We start from the raw sequence: 19,164 nt of genomic DNA, 5'->3' as shown, positions 1-19,164 counted from the left end.
CTGTATTATAACAGGGGGTTGAAGGTGTATCTGTGATCGTTGTCACATTCAACCCCGCCTTTCACATTTTTTCCAAAAGAATGGTTGAACCTCCGCCGCCCTGCTCTGCAGGAACTACAATCAGCTTGCGCGGCAGACGGGCACGAAGCTCGGGAACATGGCTGATGATGCCTACGGACAGCTGGTCATTGTGCAATCTTTCCAGTGAGGTTATCACGGTATCGAGCAGATCCGGGTCCAATGTACCGAAACCCTCATCCAGGAAAAAGAATTGCAGCGGGTATTGTCCGCGCAGCTGAATCTGGGCTGACAGGGCTAATGCCAGCGCAAGGGAGGTCAGGAAAGTCTCTCCGCCGGAAAGCGTGGAGACCGGCCGTTTCATACCGCCGTTCCCGTCATCACGGATGACAAAACCTCCGCCGGAGTCCACTTCCAGCGCATAACGCTGCTTGCTCAGGAAACGCAGGCGCTGTGAGGCAGCCTGACATACCTGCATCAGCTGTTCTTCTGCTATATATTCCACAAAGGCGTTGCCGCGCAGCACCGTCTGCAGCTTGGACAAGCGTTCCTGCATAGCAGCATGTCCTGCCCGCTGGCCTTCAAGCTCCATCCAGCGGATGTGCCGCTGCTGCAGATCCTCCAGATCACGCTCCGCACGTGCGCGGGCCTGAAGTGAACTCTCATCCTCTTCCCTGCACTTCTGCAGTGACTCCTGGCTCTCCTGCCACTCCTCACCGCTAAGCATAGCACCATCCAGCTTCTCCTCTATGCTCCGCAGCTGCAATGCACACTCCGCTTCCTCCTCGCGGTGAGCCCGCACCCGTTCTGCCGCCTGTGCCCGCTCAGAGGTCTCCAGCGACGCGGCTTCAACCTCAGCGGCTGAAGTAAACGCCGAAGTCTGCAGCGCCTCCTTCCACTGGGAGTCGGCTGCCGTATAATGCTCATGGGCAGACTCTGCCGCCTGACGGGCAACCGCTGCTTCCCGGGTCTGCTGCTGGGCGTTATCCGCCGCCTGGCGGTGCTCCTGCCGGCTGCGTTCAAGCGCAGTCTGAAGCTCCAGCAGCCTGCGCTCGCATTCCGCCAGCAGTGCCGCCGGCGGACGTCCGCCGGTCCATTCCCGGAGCAGCTGCTCTTTGTCACGCGCAAGCGCTTCTTTGCCTTCTAGCTGAGCGTCCCACTGTGCGAGTTCCTTGTCGAGCCCGGCCAGCTGCTCCTGCAGCGTCTGTACAGCTAGACTCTTCTCGTCCAGGAACTTGACGCTGATCTCCAGCCTGCTGCGGATTTCCTCGGCCCGCTCATCCTTGGCGAGCAGCTCCTGATAAGCTTTCTCCGCCTCCTCAGGCGCAAGCTCCGGAAAGAGCCCGTTCCATTCTTCCCTAAGCTTATTCGCCGAGGCAGCAAGTTCCTCCGCCTTGGCAGCCAGTCCCTGCACCCAGGCCTGCTCGGCTTCGGCACCGGCCGCTTCCTTGTGATACAGCTGCTCCAGCTCCTGCATGGAGCGCTGCCAGTCTGCAGCCGCACGCCGCAATTCTCCGGAGCGTGCCTTCAGCGAGGACAGCCGGGCATTCAGACCGGATAATGCTGCCTCATCCGGAATGTCTGCGGCTGCAAGTGAGTCGCGGGCGGTTGAGTTAACAGCAGTCTGCTGCTCCATACCGGCAGCAGTGGCAGCAGACTGCTCCATCGCCTCTTCGGACGCTGCTCCGCCCAGCTGGACAAGCCATGATCCGTCCTGCTCCAGCAGGCTGCGGAACAAATGGCGCGTCTCCAGCGCCTGCCGGGCCAGAACGCGGACATGGCGGAGCCGTTGGTCCAGCTCTTCATGTTCCCCCTGCTCCTGATTAAGCGCAGGGGAGGGATGGTGCTGGCTGCCGCACACCGGGCAGGGCACACCCTCCTGGAGTTCACGGGCGAGCGCCAGCGAGAGCCTGTGAACCTCCTGCTCCTTCAGCGCAGCTTCAAGCGCGCTGGTGTGCTGCTCCAGGCGGCCGGCAGCGGCTCCCGCTGCACCTTCGGCCGCAAGCAGCTCTTCCTGGTGCAGGGCAGCTGCGGCAAGCAGCTCCCCGCGCCCGGCACCAAGCGTCTGCCGCCGCGAAGAAGCAGCGGCCAGCCGCGCCTGCGCCGCAGCGAGCACCGCTGCGCGCTCGCGGTGCTCGCGGGCTGCCGACTCCCGCTGGAGCTCGGCAGCCCGCAGCCCTTGCAGTCTCTGCATGGCTTCCTGCAGAGACTGCCGCTCCTGGGAGCGGACCGCGAGCGGCTGCAGGCTCTGCTGCAGCTCGTGCTGTTTCTTTTGGCCACGGGCCAAAAGCTCACGCTCCCGGGCCAGGCTCTCCCGCCCGGCGGCAAGGCCCCGGGCGGCTTCGTCCTGGCGCGCCAGCAGCGCCGCGCGCTCCCGGCGCAGCCCGCCGAGCTCGGCTTCCAGCTCGAGCGCGCGGCGGAACAGGCCCTCCTCCTGCCGGAGGGCCGGCTCCCCGGCGGTAAGCGCGGCCTGTGCCGCTGCTTCCGCCTCCGCCTTTACCGCCGCCTCCTGACCGGCGGCGGAGGCCAGAGCCTCCAGGCCCTCCGCGCGGGCATGGCGGCTCTTCCAGGCCTCTTCCGCGCTGCGCCAGGCCTTCAGCGCGGGCAGTCTTTTCTCGGCATCGTCAGCCTTGCCGAGCTTCTGCTCCAGGAGGAGAATCTGCTCCTCCTGGGCTTGTAGAGCCTGCCGCTGCTGCCCCCGGCGGGCCTGCTCCTCCTGCAGCTCGCGGATGCGGGCGAAGCGCTCTGCGCGCGCCGCCGCTTCCGTGAGCCGCTTGCGGCATTCTTCCGCATGCCGGACTGCCTCCTGCACCCGGACAGCTGCCGCTTCCACGTCTGCCTTGCCCGCGCTGCCCAGTCCCTGCTGCTCGGCCTCCAGCGCGCGCAGTGCCGCCTCGTTCTCTTTGACGCGGCGGCTAAGCTTAAGGGCCAGCCCATCCCCGTATTGCTCCAGATGAAACAGCCGCTGAAGCATCTGCCTGCGGTCTACACCGCGCAGGGACAGGAACTCGGCGAATTTGCCCTGCGGCAGCACTACCGCCCGGGTGAAGTCATCCATCTTCAGCCCGATATGCTCTTCCACACAGCGGGTAACATCCGCGAGCTTATCGGCCATCACAACATCGCCGTCATCCTTGACCTCGATGAACCGGCTGATCGTATTGCTGACCGTTTGCTCTCCGGTCCGCTTAAATTTGCGTTCCACCCGGTAACGCCGCGCTCCGGAAGAAGAGGTCAGCTCGAAGGTGAAGGCTACACTGAGCTGGTCCTCAGAATGGTTCATAATCCCTTGAGTCCCGTTCACTGCGCGCTCCACTTTCCCGTACATTGCCAGCGTGATCGCATCCAGCAGACTGGATTTGCCGCTGCCGGTCGGACCAAAGATCCCGAACAGCCCGGTCTCGGTAAGACTGGTAAAATCTATTTCCTGCTGCTCTCTATAGCTTTGCAGTCCGGATAGTTTCAGTAGTATCGGCTTCATTTAAGCATCTCCTCCTCTTCCGCAGATTCCTGCCGTTCTTCTTCAGCCAGCTCCAGGAACAGCTCAATCAGGCTGTCATCCGGTTCCGCGCCGCCCGTCTGGCGCTGGTAGAACTTGCGGAACAATTCCTGCACAGGCATGCGTGAACGTGCCATCTCTTCCAGCTCCTGCTCCATCTGCGGATAAACCGGACGGATATGTACAATGCCTTCCCGAGACTTGCGCAGCCGCTGGATATCGTTCATCGACATCGCTTCCGTCAGACGTAGCTCCAGATCGATGAACGCCCCCGCATCCTTGCCTTCATCCAGCCAGCGGTAGACCTCCTCCAATCCGCCCGCAGACCTCCAGTTCACCAGCGGACGCCCGCAGCGCAGATAGATCTCCTCGAACACCGGCTCCCCGCCGGGAGCAACGTCAATCATCGCCAGCGACTTGGCCTGCCCTGCCTCAGAAAAGCTGTACGCCAGCGGCGAGCCGCTGTAGCGGATCATCCCCTCGCCCTTGACCCGCTGGGCGCGGTGAAGATGGCCAAGCGCCGTATATTGCGCCCCGCAACAAAGGTCCGAAGGATCAACCGTATAGGCGCCGCCGACCTGAATCGGCCGTTCAGAATCCCGACTCTCCACACCCCCCAGCACATAAATATGGCTCATCGCCAGATTGACGGTCTGCGGCGAGAACTCCCGGCCGAGCAGATTCATCAGCCTGCCGACACGTGCGCTATAAGCCAGCCGCAGCTCAGCCTCTCCGCCGTCACCGGCGAGCAGCTCGCCAAGCCGGGCTTCAGAGGGGTAAGGGAGCGCAGCGATTTTGGCAATCTCACCGGTTCTTGCAGCATGCACCGTCACCGGCTCTGAGGTCGGCATCCCTACCAGCGTAATCCCCTGTCTGCGGACAAGCGGAGACACGGAAGCTACGCGCTCCGGCTGATCATGATTGCCCGAAATGACAACCAGCGGCCTGCCGCCTGCTGTCAGTCTGGCCGCAGCCTCGTAGAACAGCTGCTCCGCCGCAGCCGGAGGATTGACCGAATCGTAGACATCTCCCGCCATCAGAATCAGATCCGCTCCGGAGGAATCTGCAATCCCCACCAGCTCATCCACGAACTGCTCCTGCTCCTTCTGCCGGCTTCTGCCCTCCAGCGTCCGCCCCAGATGCCAGTCTCCCGTGTGCAATATGCGCATTTCCGCCCTCTTTTCCCCGCCTGTCTGCGGCAATCATAGATTTATATATAGATGTTTGGATTTCTTGCTGCTGTAGCCAGAGCAAAAGTTAGTAATCTTCCATATGTGTTGACCATCCGCGTATTTTGTTGAAATCCTGCACGAAATACAACATTTTCCTCATAATATCGATCCTAAACCAGAATTGTTGTATAAAAGGCAGCATTTCTGCTTCTCCAAGCGGATTAGAAGGAGAATTATTGTATTTCGTACAACAATCTTTCGAATAGCTATGAATATAAGAATTCAAGTTGTATAACGTACAACATTTGCTCCTGTGCAGCGTAAACGTAAGGCTTTTATTTCTTTTCTGCCACTAACAAATCAGGTATAAAAATCAAAAGATTCCGAGTAGAGTGACAGAATAGCGGTGGCCGGTTACTTGTTTGTTTACAGTCTAAGCGCTGTCTATATAGCAACTCTTCGTCAGTCTATCCGCTCTAACTATATCGTGACTCCAGAGAACACTTCGCCCTCCGGCCGTTGCCCGTCTGCAGATTTCTTGAAATATTCCGCTGTTCACGGTGGAAATCCGCAGACAACGGCAGACGCTGGCGCTCCTATATTCCAAAATGGTTCCCCGCCACGTTCCCCTGTCTATATACTTTCATGTTCAACCTATATATGTTACATCTCTCATTCTCTTAATCTCTAAGTCTATGAGAATCCTTAGCCTCTTAGCCTCTTAATCCCCTATTCTCACAGCCTCACAGCATGTCCGCCATCGAAAAAGTACAACCAGACCTCGCTGACCGGCTCGCCCAGAATATCAAGCAGCGCCTTGCTGTACAGCTCCAGCTGGAAGCGGTATTTCTCAGTCAGCGATTCGAGCCCGCCCTCTTGCACCGGGACGAAATCTGTTTTGTAATCGAGCAGAATCAGGCGCCCATCCTCCCGGAACAGACAATCGATTACCCCTTGAATCAGAACGGTCTCATTAAAAGCTCCGCTGGCGCCGTCAGCCGGAAGTCCCGCTGCCGCTTCGTCCAGGTATGCCAGCCCCTGGTAAGCCTCGTTTGCAGGAACGCTATAGCTGAAAGGCTGCTCTCTGGTCTTCCAGGAAGACTTAAAGAGTCTGCGGCCCAGTTCACTAGTACAGAAATCCTCTACTTCGCCCAGTTCAACCGCGTCTGCCTGCTCCTTGCTGAGTATGGCTAGCCGTTCAAGTCGTGCAAGTGTAGCCTCGAGAACAGACCGGTCCACCGGCTCATCCAGCGGAATATGCTGCATAACTGTATGATACGCGGTTCCGCGCTCAGCAGGGGTAAGTCCCCGCTTTTCCATAAATTTCGGGCGCTGCAGATGCAGGCTGTCCCCATATCCGGTACCGCCGCTTCTTGTGTTCTGCTCCCCGGGAATATAGGTTTCCTCCAGCAAATCAAGGGAGGGCTGGTCCTGCATGGACAGCAGTGCCTTCAGCTCGGTCACCGATGTTTTGGCGGGAATGCCGGAAGCAGCCGCATACGGATAGGTCCACTGCAGCCTGTCAGCAATCTGCCCTGCTGAGGCAGTTCCCAGCGAAGGCACAGTCCTGCCCTGGCGGAGCGCCTCAAGCGCTATACGGCGTTCTTCATTCTTGTCACTGTCACCGTCTGCTGCCAGAAAAGATCCGGAGCCAAGCTCCGCAGCGCCGAGCACCGATATGCTCCAGTTGGACTCATCGCCGTGAAGCACTGTGGATACCGTGCCTTCACTACCCGCAAGCTTGCGGAGAATAGCGGCTGCGGGATGGCGGATCAGCGCCGGTCCCACCCAATCCAGATAGCTGCGGCCCCGGGCCAGCAGATGGTCTGCCAGGAGCAGCTCTTCCCGGCCCTGCATAGCAGTCCAGCCGGATACTGTGCGCGGCAAATCGCGGACCGTGCCTACCAGGATCATTTTGTCGCGCGGGCGGGTCAGTCCGACATAGAGCACGCGCATCTCCTCAGCCAGCAGCTCCAGCCGTGAACGGCGGTTGATGGCCAGGTAAGGCAGCGTCGGGTAACTGACCCGTGTCTCCCTCTCCACGAAGCGGGGGCCGAAGCCGAGTTCCTTATGCATCAGGAACGGGGAATGCAGATCCTGGCGGTTGAACATTTTGGCCATGCCGGCCAGGAATACAACCGGGAACTCCAGACCCTTGGACTTGTGGATCGTCATAATCCGGACGCCGCCAGCCTCCTCGCTGCTGCCTCCGGCCACCCCCAGATCCCCGCCGTTCTCTCTCAGCCGTGAGATAAACACGAGGAAGCGGAACAAGCCTCTGGCCGAGGTCTCATTCTCGAACTGAACAGCCCGGTCATACAATGCCTTCAAATTGTTCTGGCGCTGAAATCCGCCGGGAAGTCCGCCAACCCATTCCAGATATCCGCTTTCCCGGTAAATACGCCAGATTAGTTCGCTTAAGCTTCCCTGCCGGGCGGCGTTTCTCCAGTCCTCCAGCATATCCCGGAACGTCTTCAGCTTCATCCGCAGCTGCGGATAAATAGCCGTCAGCGCCGCAGAGGCTTCTGTCTCGGCAGCCCTGTCTTCAAGCAGAGTCTCTTGCTCTGATGTTGTAAAAAGATCATACGCGGCAGCAGTCTCTGCCGTTAAATCACCGCCTGCATCGCCGGCTTGCTCCACCCGCAGGGCAGCTCCCGCTGAATCCATCTCCGGAGGATTGTCCCCCGGTATATTCCCAGCTTCGGATGCCGCAACCAGCGCGTCATAGAACGTTCCGGTGCTGCATAGGCGCACCTTGGCCAGTTCCTCCTCGCGCAGATTCACCACCGGCGAGCGCAGTACACCGGCCAGCGGAATATCCTGGCGGGGATTATCGACAATCTGCAGCAGCGAGAGGGCGATCTCCACCTCGGTAGCCTGGAAGTACCCCTTGTTCTGGTCGCCGTATGCCGGAATGCCTTCATTCCGCAGCTCTTCAATCATCAGCGGCGTCCACACACGGGCGGAACGCAGCAGGATGACGATATCACCGTATACTACCGGACGCATGATCCGCAGTGCCTTATCATAGATCAGCAGCGGTTCCCCGCCGGTCATTCCTGTCATCTGCGAGATGCGCCGGGCAATGGCCCGTGCTTCCAGCTGTGCAGTCTCACTCTCTACTGCCTCATTCTCCTGCTGGGGCAGCTCATCGTCCTCCCCGGTTTCCTCCGGCTGACCGGATGCAGAGGTCCCCTTATCAATCAGCAGCAGCTCCGGCGCAAAATAAGTATCCGGCCCTTTCTCCGCCGCTCCCGGGAAGTTGGCTCCATAGACCAGCTCTGCGCGCTCGTCATAGCTTATCTCCGCGACATTGCTGTCCATGATCTGCCGGAAAACCATATTTACGGCATTCACAACCTCCAGCCGGCTGCGGAAATTGCGGGCCAGATCGATGACCGAACCGCCGCCATTATCGTTCTGCCCGGGACTGGCTTCAGTCCGGGGATCCGTTTCACCGGCAAGCAGGCCGCTGCCGTTACCGCCAGCAGACGGCCCAGCGCTGAACCTGCGGTATTTGTCCAGGAACAACCCCGGCTCAGCCAGGCGGAAGCGGTAGATACTCTGCTTCATATCCCCGACCATAAAGCGGTTGCCGGGGAACTCACGGGAGATCAGCCGGACGATCTCCTCCTGTACGCTGTTGGTATCCTGATATTCATCCAGCAGCACCTCATCGAACTGGCTGCGGTATTCCATCGCCGCATCCGAAGGCAGGGAATGCCCCGGAAGCGAGTCCGGATGCCTCAGGATCTGCAGGCAGTAATGCTCCAGATCACTGAAATCCACCAGCCCCCGGCCCGCCTTCTCCAGCCGGTAACGTTCACCGAATCCGATCACCGTCTCCGCCAGCTCGCGCATCAGCGGTGCCGCTTCATGAAGTTCACCCAGGAAAGACTCCGCCGGACGCCCGAACAAGGATTTCTGCAGCTCCAGCAAGCTCTTCTTCACTTGATCCCGGATTGCCTTAACACTCTCCTGCAGGCCGGGATCGGTTGCATCCTTCTTGCAGGGCTTCAGCTTGCCGAAAGAGATTTCCATGAAAATATCATAGAGTTCAGCCCATGGCTGCGATTCTACCGCATCCCGTAATCCCTGCGCCATATCCAGATCGGCCGTCAGGTTATCCGCATAGGGAGCCGGTCCGCCGGGTTGAAGCGCGATCTCGCGGGCCTGCAGCAGCTGGCTGATGGCACCATCCAGCGTCAGCCTGGCCTCGGCGAGAATGCTCTGTACCCAAGGGGTATGGCTCAAGGACTCCGTATCCGGCAGTGAGAAATCAGCAGCCGTATCCCGTAGCCACTGTGCCGGCCAGGGATGACTGCGCGCGAAATCATGCAGCCGCTGAATCAGCGAATGCACGGCGTCATCACTGCGCTCCCCACTGAACCAGTCCACAAGCCGGACAAATACGCTATCTTCCCCGTCTTCAGTGACCTCACCGTATTTCTCCTCCATCAGCTCTTCCAGCAGCTCCTGGCGCATCATTTCCGCTTCATGCTCATTGAGTATACGGAAGCCCGGATCAATCGGAATCAGCTGATAATACCGGCGGATCACTTCAAGACAGAAGGAATGCAGCGTAGTAATAGAGGCTCTGCCCAGCAGAGCAAGCTGGCGGCGCAGATATTCGTTCTCACCGCTTGTGTCCTCTTCCAGCTTGCGCTCCAGCGCCTCCCGGATCCGCTGCCGCATCTCGGAGGCTGCAGCCTTGGTGAATGTCGCTACCAGCAGCCGGTCCACGCTGAAGCCTGCTTCCTCATTGCTGATTTTGCGGATAATGCGCTCCACGAGTACAGCAGTTTTACCGGAACCCGCTGCTGCCGCGACGAGAATATCGCTGCCGCTCTCGGCAATGGCGCGCCACTGGTCGTCACTCCACAGACTCCCTTCCGGCTTCGCTTCCGTTACAGGATGTATGCTCACAATTTTTCTCCTCCTTTGCGGGACAGCAGATCCCAGATTACGTCTTTGCCAGGCTTACTCAGATTATTGTAGCCATTGCCCTCCACAGCCTCGTCGAACTGGCAGACCGGGCGGAAGGAGCAGAAGGTACAGGCAGTCTCCTGCTGGATGCGGTAAGGCTGAATAGCCACATCGCCTTCCGTAATACGCGTACCGATATCCGAAATCGTGCTCCGCACTGAAGACAGCAGCTGACCCCATTGCTCCGGGGTGGCTACAGACGCGCTGCTGTAGAAGCTGCCGTCGCTCTTCAGCGCTACCGGAACAATAGAGGAATAGCCTTTGTCGAGTGTGGTATCCATCAGTGAGACCACTTCACGGTCAGCCGTCAGCAGACCCTTCATTTTGAAGCGCTTCATCAGCTCCTGCTCCGCCTGCTCCCGGTTCATTCCGTTGGCTGAGGTCAGCAGCGGATCATGAACATGGAAATAGAGCGCGCCTGCCGGGAGTGCAGCCTGGCCAAGCCATTGCTCGGAATAGGTGAGCAGCACATCAAGATAGGTCAGCATTTGCAGCGACAATCCATAGTAGACCTCGTGCAGCTTGAGATCCTTCTGGCTTGATTTGTAGTCAATGACCCGCAGCAGAATACCCTGCTCGCCTTCAGCCATATCCACACGGTCAATCCGGCCGACCACCTCCATTACGCAGCCGTTCGGCAGTGTAATTCTCAGCGGAGGCAGATCCTTCCCGGGACCGAAATCCAGCTCCAGCCCGACCGGCTCGAAGCTCCCCCTGCGCGAATGCTCGCCGAGGATCACTGAAGCGCGGCCGACAATATTCTTCAGCTTGCGTGAGATATAGCTGTAACGTTTGCTGCTCATCAGAATTTCGCCCTGCAGCAGCGGGGACAGACGGTCTACCGTCTCACCCGCCTCACGGCGGCATTCCTCGGCCGTCATACTGCCCCAGCTGCGGCCCTCCTTCTGCAGCCGCTGCGCCATTTGGCTTAGAGCCGCATGGAACAGCTGCCCGATATCCGGGGCCTGGAGCTTATAGAGCTGGCGTTCCTTCAGCCTTAGCCCGTAAGAAGCGAAATGAGAGAAGGAGCAGGCGACAAATTTCTCCATGCGCGACACGCTGCCGCGCAGTGTGGAGCCGCCGTACAGCCGCAGGCTGGTCTCCCGCTTCAGCCTGATCCCTTCGTTGCGGTAGAACAGCGAGCCCAGCAGCCGTTCAAGCTGCAGCTTCATTGAGACTTCCGCCTGCCCATCTGCCGCTGCCTGTGTGTTCACCGGTTTGTCCGCATGTCCATCGGCCGCAAACCAGTTATAGACATCCCACCACAAGCGGGGAATCTCTACCCCCTGGCGCCACTGCCGGAGCTGAAGCATCAGCATGCGGAGGGTTTGCTCAGGATGGCCGATAAAATTCATGTGGACCGCTTCCGTTTGTGCAGACATGCTGTCTTCAGCTGCTTCCCCTCCCTGGGGGAATCCTGACAGATGCTTCTCATCCAGCCCTTCAGGGAACATGCCCTGCAGCTGGCGGATAATCTCCGAGGGCAGCAGCGCTTTGCCTTCATCATCAGCCGTTGCGTAACTAATCCACAGCTTCCTGCTGGCAGTTGTAAGCGCATTGTAGATCAGGAAGCGCTCATCCAGCAGCTTGCGGGATGAACCGGGGGCGAGCTCCATACCGGCATTCTCCAGCAGCAGACGCTCTCCCTCGGACAAGATCCCGTCTTCCTTGAACTGCGCCGGAACCACACCTTCATTGAAGCCCAGCAGGAAGGCATACTTCACGCCCGACACCCGCGTACGGTCCATCGTTCCGACCAGCACCTGATCAAGGGCAGGCGGGACAAGCCCCATCTTGAGCTCAGCCAGCCCTGTTTCCAGTACGCCGGCGAACAGCTCAAATTCCATTCTTTCCTTGCCCATCATCTCGGCAATCTGATCGAGCAGATCCAGCACAGCCCCCCACAGCTGGTTATGCTCACGGGCAGCTTCCGGGCGTCCCTGCTCCAGAGACTCCGCCCCCATCCGTTCCAGCTTGCGCGCCGCCTCTGTGTCCTCAAGCAGCAGATATACGGCTCTGCACAGCTCCAGGCCACTGCGGCTGGCTTTGACCCTCTGCTCAAAAGCCTGCAGCGGTCCTGTGATCGCGCTCCGGCAGGCTTCCATTCTGGCCAGCATGGCTTCATCTACGGCCTCACTCCCCTCCAGCGAGAGGCGGGGAATACCTTTCCAGGAACGGCCGTCAGTCCACCGGTACCCGTGAATACCGCAGGCCAGCACGTAATTCTCCAGTTCATCCATATTGGCGCGCGTAATGCTTCCGTCCAGCGGAAGCAGCAGCTCGGTCTTCACGCAGCGGAACACATCCTCATAGCGCCAGCGGCGGCGGACTACATCCAGAGCGGAACGGATGAATTCCACCAGCGGATGATGCAGCTCATTCAGCTTCTGGTCCAGGAAGAACGGAACGCCGAAGTCCTGGAACAGCGGAGCAATCAGCGGCTCATAATCACTCATATTCCGCATGAATACAGCCATCTCACCAAACTTGGCCCCTGAATCTCTGGCCAGGCTAAGCATCTCGCGCAGCACGCCTTCAACCTCGGTCCGGCGGGAGGCCGCAGCCCGGATACTGACTGCCTCCTCCACTTGCCCGGCCGCCCCGTTCCAGCGCAGCCGTCGCTGGAATCCGCGCTCCAGATGGGCTAGAGCCGGACTCTCCTTGAACCTTGGAAGTACAGGCGGGGCCAGAAGCTGGTCCCAGACTGTAAGGCCCATCTCCTCGGCCATACCCCGCAGCTTGATATATGTAACCGCAGCCGGGTGAAACAGCTCCAGCTCATGCGGCACCTGGCCTGCGGGATAGATCCGGTCCAGCGTCAGGGCAATGGTCACCCCCGAAGCATATTGCATAAGCTCACGCAGTACGATGAATTCCTGATTGGTAAACCCATGGAACCCGTCTACCCAAATCTCGGCTCCCCGGATATAGCCGGAATCCTGAATATGCTCAGCCAGCTCAGCCAGCCTGTCCTCCTGATCCATGTAGAGCTGTGACATTTCCTGCTCCAGCTCACTGAAGACCAGGTGCAGATCTTCCAGCTTGCCGGCCAGAATCGGTCTTCCTCCCAGGGCATCCCGCATTCTGCCGAGCTGTTCTTCGAGGTCACCTGCTCCAAGGCAGCAGCGCTTGAGCTCCGTGTGCAGGTCGCTGAGCCGTTCCACGAATCCTGGCCGGTCCGAGGAGGCGCCGAACAGCTTCAGTTCCTCCTTGCGCCGGTTGACGATCTTATAGATCAGCATCTTCTTGCCTTCCTCGCTGATTGGCAGACTCGCGCTGCCGCCGGTCTCCTGCTTCACCCGGTAGGCCAGCCGCGAGAAGCTGAGTGTCTGGGCGCGGATGCTGCCCTTCACGTTGCCCGCAGCCAACAGACCGCGCTCCGCACCGAATGATCCCTGTTCAGGGACAAGTATAATTATCGGCGCTCCAAGCGGCTCTGTCTTCAGCCGTGAGGATACCGTCTCCCATATTGTAGTTGTCTTGCCGCTGCCCGAGCGTCCGATCAAAAAGTTAACCGTCATATCAGCAGACTCCTTCCGTGGCGGAGAATTAGAATGCAGGCCGCCCTGCTGCTGCACACACAGAAGCGGATTGCCTGATGAATATCAGAATCTATGAATAATCTCGTCCCAATAGTATAGCATACCTCCACCGCGCGCTCCAGAACGTACGTTTGCCATTGTTTGCAAATACCTGCCGCTTTTTTAAAGGCCACAGCAACCAAGGTCAACAACAAAGAAGACTCTCCCGGAGCCATGGATCAGCTGGTCGGGAGAGCCTGAATGGAGTGTATTATTTAGCCGGATCGGATATATAACCGGGATAGCCGCAGAATTAAGTGTCATAAATCCATCTAGCATCAATCCGGAAGGATAAACCGGATTATTAAATGGAGAAAATCCAATTAAATCAGCAGAGTCACTCCTCTGCTAATTCCGGCTCAAGTGCAGGCAGCACCCAGCGCGATTCCTCTGCGTAGTTCATGATCCCCAGCCGGGAAGCGGACTGAAATTCCGTTATATGAGCAGATCAGGCGGATTCGCCGGGCAAACGGACTCAGATTCCGCTAAGGGACCAGTCAGAGCTCCTAATGGAATCCAGCCGGCAACATAACGGACTCAGTCCGCTTAAGCCCCATTCTGAGGTTTTTTGGAGAAATAGGAGCTTCTCAGTCCGCTTCGCTCTGCTGACGGTTCCCTGTTACAGTGCACAGCAACCTCCCAGTAAGAAAAAAGAGAGCCTCAGTAGCTGAGACTCTCCCGAACAAGCCTTCCGGCTTGAACTAACATCATTATTTGCTGCGCACTTCAAAGATGGCAAACTTCAGATAATGCCCTTCGTCCACGCCGAGGATCTGCGGGTGATCCTTGCCTGCGGCCCGCCACTCGATCAGCCGGAGCACTTTGCCGGCATCCTTGGCCGCTTCCTGAATGGTCTCCAGGAACAGCTGCGGCTGCATATGGTACGAGCAGCTGGCCGTAACCAGATATCCGCCTTCATTGACCAGCTTCATGCCATGCAGATTGATATCCTTGTAGCCGCGGACAGCGCCTGCTACAGCACTTTTGGTCTTGGCAAAAGCGGGGGGATCAAGAATAACGACATCCCAGGTACGTCCGCCGCCTGCCGTCATCGGCTTCGCGGTATCCGCCTTGGCAGCCGGCTTAGCGCCGGGTTTGCTCTCTGCCGCCGGACCTGTCGCCCGCTCAGAGCGTTCTTCCAGCCCCTTAACCTGATTGCGCAGGAAGGCAAACGCATCATCCACTACAAATTCCACCCGGTCGGTGAATCCGTTGATCTCCACATTGGCTTTTGCACTCTCAATTGCATGCGCGGACACATCAAGGCAGGTTACCTTCTTGGCGCCGTATTTGCAGGCATGCAGGGTGAAGCTGCCGGTGTGCGCGAAGCATTCCAGCACGGTTGCGCCGTCCCAGAACGGGAAGGTGACCGGCTTGCCGCTTTTGTTGACCGGCAGCATCTGGAGCGATCCGTCCTCTGCCGCTACCTCCTGCAGCGTAATTCCGCTGCGCCCGCCCCAGCCCTTCATGAGCGGAGCGATGGAGGCTCTGTTCTCGCGCTGATCGAAGAAGTAGCCTGTCTTTTGGCCTTCTTCAATATCGACAATGACCTTCAGTCCATTCTCGCTTACCGTGATGTGGCGCGGGCATTCCCCGTAGAGTACGCCTGTAGTCTGCTCAAGGCCTTCCAGCTCGCGGACGCTGACATCACTGCGCTCATAAATACCGCGCGGCGCCATGACCTGCACCAGCGCTTCTACAATCTCGGAGCGGTGCTGATCCATCGCCAGTGTCAGCAGCTGTACGACGAGAACCTCCCCGAAGCGGTCGATGATCAGCCCCGGCAGGAAATCCGCTTCCCCGTACACCAGGCGGTAAGCATCCGCACCCGGCAGGAAACGCTCCCTGTGCTGCAAAGCGTTTGCGAACCGGCCGGCAAAAAATGCCGTATCCATCGCCGCAAGCTTACTCTGCGACAGAATTCTTACCCGGATCTGCGAGGCCGGATTGTAATAACCCGTGGCCAGATAACGTCCCTGGTGATTCAGCACATCCACTAGTCCCCCTGCCTGCGGCTCTCCGTCTACCGAGGCCACTTCGCTGGCGTAGACCCACGGATGTCCCTGCTCCAGTCTTTTCTTACGGTTTCGTTCCAGAATTACCGATGCCAATGACTTCAACTCCCTGTTCTTGTTGTTCGATTTGTATACATGTCCCATGCAATGCCTTCATATATTGGTGTACAACCCCCGTCCAAAAAGGAGCCTGTCCTTATGATCCGTGACCTGCTGTTCCCTGTCATTTATGGCCTTGTCATATTTCTCGCCGGCATGAAGGTGATGGAAGCCTCATTGTCGAGGCTCGCCGGCCCGCTGCTAATCCGGAGTCTGCATAAGGCAACCTCTACACCGGCAAAAGGCCTGATTGCCAGCAGCCTGCTGTCCGCACTGCTGCAGAGCAGCACGGCCGTAACCGTGCTGACCATCGGCATGGTCAATGCCGGGCTGCTGACGTATGCCCGAACGCTGGGCATTATCCTCGGCAGCAACATCGGCACCTGCCTGACTACAGAGCTGATCAGCCTGCAGATCAGCACAATGGCGGCACCGCTGCTGGCTGCCGCGCTATGCCTCTGGGCGGCCGCAGTGATGGCCGGCGAGCTATCCCCGCAGGCATGGCGGCTGGTTGAAGCCTGCCGCCGGATCTCCGGGCCGCTGCAATTCATCTGCCTCGCGGTGGCCGGCTTCGCCCTGGTCCTGTGGGGCATCGCGGTCATGCAGTCGGTCGGCCCCGCCCTTGAAGGCAGCGAATTGTTCCGCTGGTTCCTCGGGCATGCCGCCACAAGCGCACTGTGGGGACTGGCAGCAGGTGCCGTGCTGACCGCGATGGTGCACAGCAGCGCCGCGGTGATCGGCATGGCGATGGGCCTCGCGACCAGCGGCGTCATGCCACCGGAGCTGGGAATCGCCATCGTGCTGGGCGCGAATATCGGCACCTGTGTCACGGCCGTAATCGCCGCCATCGGCAGCACGCCGTCCGGCGTATTCGTTGCCTGGTCGCATGTGGCGCTCAATGTCGGCGGCGCCCTGCTCTTCCTGCCCTTCATCGGACCGCTCCAGTCACTCTCTGCCTGGATCGGCGGCGGACCTGCCGCACAGCTCGCCCATGCCCAGACCATCTTCAATGTTGTGTGCTCGCTAGGGGTACTGCCGCTGTGCTACCTGCCCGTATGGACCAGGCTGGAGCAGCGGCTTCAGCTCTAATCCATACCGTCCGGCCAGGATTACAACTGTCTTATTATACTTCAATCCGCCCCGCAGTTCTACGGAAGCTCCACTTCCAGCATCCCCCTCAGAAAATACTATAAAACCGCGAGCCGTCATAAAAAGTAATAATCGTCGCGGCTGCGGCTATCCCCACCATCAGACACAGCGCAGCATAGTCGCTGCGGGTAAACGGCCGGGCCCGGTACCAGGTCCGGCTACGGCCTGTTCCGAAGCCGCGCAGCTCCATTGCGGTGCTGATCTTCTCGATCCGCTCGATACTGGTCAGAATCAGCGGCAGCAGAATGGATACAATGTTCTTCAGCCGCTTAGGCAGCTTCTCCTTGCGGGAAATATCAATGCCCCGCGCCTGTGCCGAGAATGAGATGTTCTCATAATCCTGCTGGATGTCGGGGATATAGCGCAAGGCCAGCGAAACAGAATAAGCGATCTTGTAATTGACCCCGACCCGGTTAAGCGAGGCGGCGAATTCACTCGGATCTGTCGTCAGCAGGAACAGCAGCGCCATCGGAATGACCACGGCATACTTCAGAGCGATATTGAATTGATAGAAAAGCTGCTCCGCCGTCAGCGTATAACGTCCGGCGAGATGCAGCAGATCATGCCGGGTGCCGTAGATGCGTGTACCTTCCAGCGGTGAGAAGGCAAAGATCGCGATGTGATTCAGCAGGAAGAAGAGCAGAATGAAGTAGAGCACAAAGGCATAGTCCTGAAACCGGACCCGTGAAATGCGGAAGACGGCCAGGCTGAAGAGCAGCATCAGCAGCAGGCAGCGGGTATCGTAGGTAATCATGGCAGAGACCGACCACACGGCAAAAATAATCAGCTTCGTTGCCCCCGTCAGCCGGTGCACCGGAGAATCCTGCCTGGTATAGGTTAGCATCTTAGCTTTCATCCGCGCCGGTTCCCCCTGTCATATTCGATAAACCGCCGGACAAATTCCACCGGCTGGTTAAGTCCCGCCTTCACTGCCAGAGCAAACAGTGATGTCTCCTTCAGGTTGGCGCTGCCCACAATATCCCGATCCGTCAGAATCACCTCCGGCCGGGCATCCGCCAGCTTCCTGCCCTCCGCCAGCACAATTGTCCGCTCTGCATACTCCAGCATCAGGTGCATGTCATGCGTAATCATGATCACCGTAATCCCGGTGCTGCCGAGTCCGCGCAGAAACTCCATAATCTCGTTATAGTGCCGGTAATCCTGTCCGGCGGTGGGTTCATCCAGAAGGAGCACCTCCGGCTCCAGCACCAGGATGGAGGCAATGGTCACCCGTTTCTTCTGCCCGTAGCTGAGCGCTGAAACCGGCCATTCGCGGAACTCATACAGTCCGCAAATCCGGAGCACCTTACGTACCCGGCCGCGTATCTCTTCTTCCGCGAAGCCCCGCAGCTTAAGTCCGAGGGCAACCTCGTCATAGATCAGCGTCATGGAGATCATATGATTCGGATTCTGCATCACGAAGCCGATATGCTCTGCCCGCTCCTTGATCGTATCCGCTGCCAGATCCCGCCCGTTCAGAAGAATACTTCCCGCTGACGGCTTGTAGAACCCGCAAATCAGCTTCGACACCGTTGATTTGCCCGCACCGTTCCTCCCGGCAATACAGAGCATCTCGCCGCGGCGGACGCTGAAAGACAGTCCCTGCAGCACCGGAGCCTGCTTGTCATACCCAAAAGAAAGATCCCTCAGCTCGAGCAGCACAGGTGCCGCTTCCTCCTTCTGCGGTACTTCGCTTGCCTCATACCAGGCGCGGAGCCTGGCAGCTCCGGTCTCCAGCCTGATTTCGTCCAGATGCTGCGGGTTCATCTCCGGCGTAATTTCACAGCCGGCATATTTGAGCGCGGTAAGATAGAGCGGCTCCCGGAGGCCTGACTCTGCAAGCAGCGGTGAACTCAGCAGCTGCGCAGCCGGCAGGTCCGCCGCAATCACTCCTTCATTCATGACAATGATCCGGTCCACCGGCCGGTGCAGCACTTCCTCCAGCCGGTGCTCGATAATAATGACCGTATTGCCGGTCTCACGCTGCACCCGGTCGATCAGCTCAATCGCCCCGGTTCCCGTATAGGGGTCCAGGCTGGCCAGCGGCTCATCGAACAGCAGGACATCCACATTGCTGACCAGCACGCCGGCCAGCATGGTCTTCTGCTTCTGTCCGCCGGACAGCTCCTGCGGAGAGGCTGACAGCAGCTCCTGAATATCGACCGCTCTTGCCGCAGCTTCTACCCGCTCATGCATCTCCTGCACCGGAACCGCTGCATTCTCCAGACTGAAGGCAATATCCTCGCCTACGGTCAGGCCGACAAACTGCCCGTCCGGGTCCTGCAGCACAGTCCCCACCACCTCCGACAGGCCGGCAATCCCCAGCTCCTTCGTGTCTGTTCCTTTAACGGTAAGAGTACCGCTTATTTCGCCCGGATACGCAAAAGGAATCAGGCCATTGATGCAATGGGCCAAGGTGCTTTTGCCTGACCCGGAGGGCCCGACAATCAGAATCTTCTCGCCTTCATGAATTTTCAGGTTAATCTTATGCAGTGTAGGTTCCTGCTGGGCCCGGTATTTAAAGGTGAAATCGGTGAATTCTATAACCGTTTTGCTCATGGGTACCCTTCCTCATATGCTGATTTACGTATCCTAACTGACCCGCTCAAACAGAAAGGCCGGTGACGGGCACCGGCCTTTCTGTT

The 19,164-nt window shown here is 58.7% G+C and carries 8 protein-coding genes; 1 reads left to right on the top strand and 7 read right to left on the bottom strand.

From position 1 onward, the window contains the following. Positions 1-61 precede the first annotated feature (61 nt). The 5 genes from NSQ73_RS06135 to NSQ73_RS06115 form a co-directional block, all read right to left on the bottom strand. Positions 62-3,499 carry an SMC family ATPase gene (locus tag NSQ73_RS06135; RefSeq protein ID WP_340985739.1) on the bottom strand — a complete coding sequence of 1,146 codons (3,438 nt, stop codon included), beginning with the start codon at positions 3,497-3,499 and terminating at the stop codon, positions 62-64. Next, positions 3,496-4,686, bottom strand: coding sequence for an exonuclease SbcCD subunit D (locus NSQ73_RS06130; protein WP_340985738.1), 1,191 nt, complete (start codon positions 4,684-4,686; stop codon positions 3,496-3,498). The genes NSQ73_RS06135 and NSQ73_RS06130 overlap by 4 nt, the downstream gene beginning before the upstream one ends. Positions 4,687-5,424: 738 nt before the next feature. After that, positions 5,425-9,615: a UvrD-helicase domain-containing protein gene (locus NSQ73_RS06125; RefSeq protein ID WP_340985737.1), complete on the bottom strand. Its 4,191-nt coding sequence runs from the start codon at positions 9,613-9,615 to the stop codon at positions 5,425-5,427. Continuing rightward, the gene (gene addB / locus NSQ73_RS06120; RefSeq protein ID WP_340985736.1) at positions 9,612-13,196 is read right to left on the bottom strand and encodes a helicase-exonuclease AddAB subunit AddB; all 3,585 of its coding nucleotides are present in this window, start codon (positions 13,194-13,196) and stop codon (positions 9,612-9,614) included. Before addB ends, NSQ73_RS06125 begins: the two co-directional genes overlap by 4 nt. A gap of 770 nt (positions 13,197-13,966) precedes the next feature. Continuing rightward, entirely contained in the window at positions 13,967-15,367 is a 1,401-nt protein-coding gene (locus NSQ73_RS06115; protein ID WP_340985735.1) for a class I SAM-dependent rRNA methyltransferase, read from the bottom strand. Positions 15,368-15,469: 102 nt separating this feature from the next. On the opposite strand from NSQ73_RS06115, the gene NSQ73_RS06110 reads away from it, so the two are divergent. Next, entirely contained in the window at positions 15,470-16,459 is a 990-nt protein-coding gene (locus tag NSQ73_RS06110; protein WP_340989203.1) for a Na/Pi cotransporter family protein, read from the top strand. A gap of 88 nt (positions 16,460-16,547) precedes the next feature. Here the strand turns inward: NSQ73_RS06110 and NSQ73_RS06105 are convergent, their stop codons facing one another. Then, positions 16,548-17,375 carry an energy-coupling factor transporter transmembrane component T family protein gene (locus NSQ73_RS06105; RefSeq protein WP_039300828.1) on the bottom strand — a complete coding sequence of 276 codons (828 nt, stop codon included), beginning with the start codon at positions 17,373-17,375 and terminating at the stop codon, positions 16,548-16,550. Beyond that, positions 17,372-19,078 carry an ABC transporter ATP-binding protein gene (locus NSQ73_RS06100; protein WP_340985734.1) on the bottom strand — a complete coding sequence of 569 codons (1,707 nt, stop codon included), beginning with the start codon at positions 19,076-19,078 and terminating at the stop codon, positions 17,372-17,374. The genes NSQ73_RS06105 and NSQ73_RS06100 overlap by 4 nt, the downstream gene beginning before the upstream one ends. Positions 19,079-19,164 lie beyond the last annotated feature (86 nt).

Source organism: Paenibacillus sp. FSL R10-2736 (genome assembly GCF_038000245.1).
GTDB lineage: Bacteria > Bacillota > Bacilli > Paenibacillales > Paenibacillaceae > Paenibacillus_AQ > Paenibacillus_AQ phytohabitans.
The sequence above is the reverse complement of the archived record's forward strand: the minus strand, read 5'-3'. Positions and strand labels throughout refer to the sequence as shown.

Bases quoted from the DNA above. Each gene is read 5' to 3' on its own strand.
- NSQ73_RS06105 (WP_039300828.1), bottom strand. From the start codon at position 17,375: ATGAAAGCTAAGATGCTAACCTATACCAGGCAGGATTCTCCGGTGCAC.
- addB (WP_340985736.1), bottom strand. From the start codon at position 13,196: ATGACGGTTAACTTTTTGATCGGACGCTCGGGCAGCGGCAAGACAACT.
- NSQ73_RS06100 (WP_340985734.1), bottom strand. From the start codon at position 19,078: ATGAGCAAAACGGTTATAGAATTCACCGATTTCACCTTTAAATACCGG.
- NSQ73_RS06110 (WP_340989203.1), top strand. From the start codon at position 15,470: ATGATCCGTGACCTGCTGTTCCCTGTCATTTATGGCCTTGTCATATTT.
- NSQ73_RS06135 (WP_340985739.1), bottom strand. From the start codon at position 3,499: ATGAAGCCGATACTACTGAAACTATCCGGACTGCAAAGCTATAGAGAG.
- NSQ73_RS06130 (WP_340985738.1), bottom strand. From the start codon at position 4,686: ATGCGCATATTGCACACGGGAGACTGGCATCTGGGGCGGACGCTGGAG.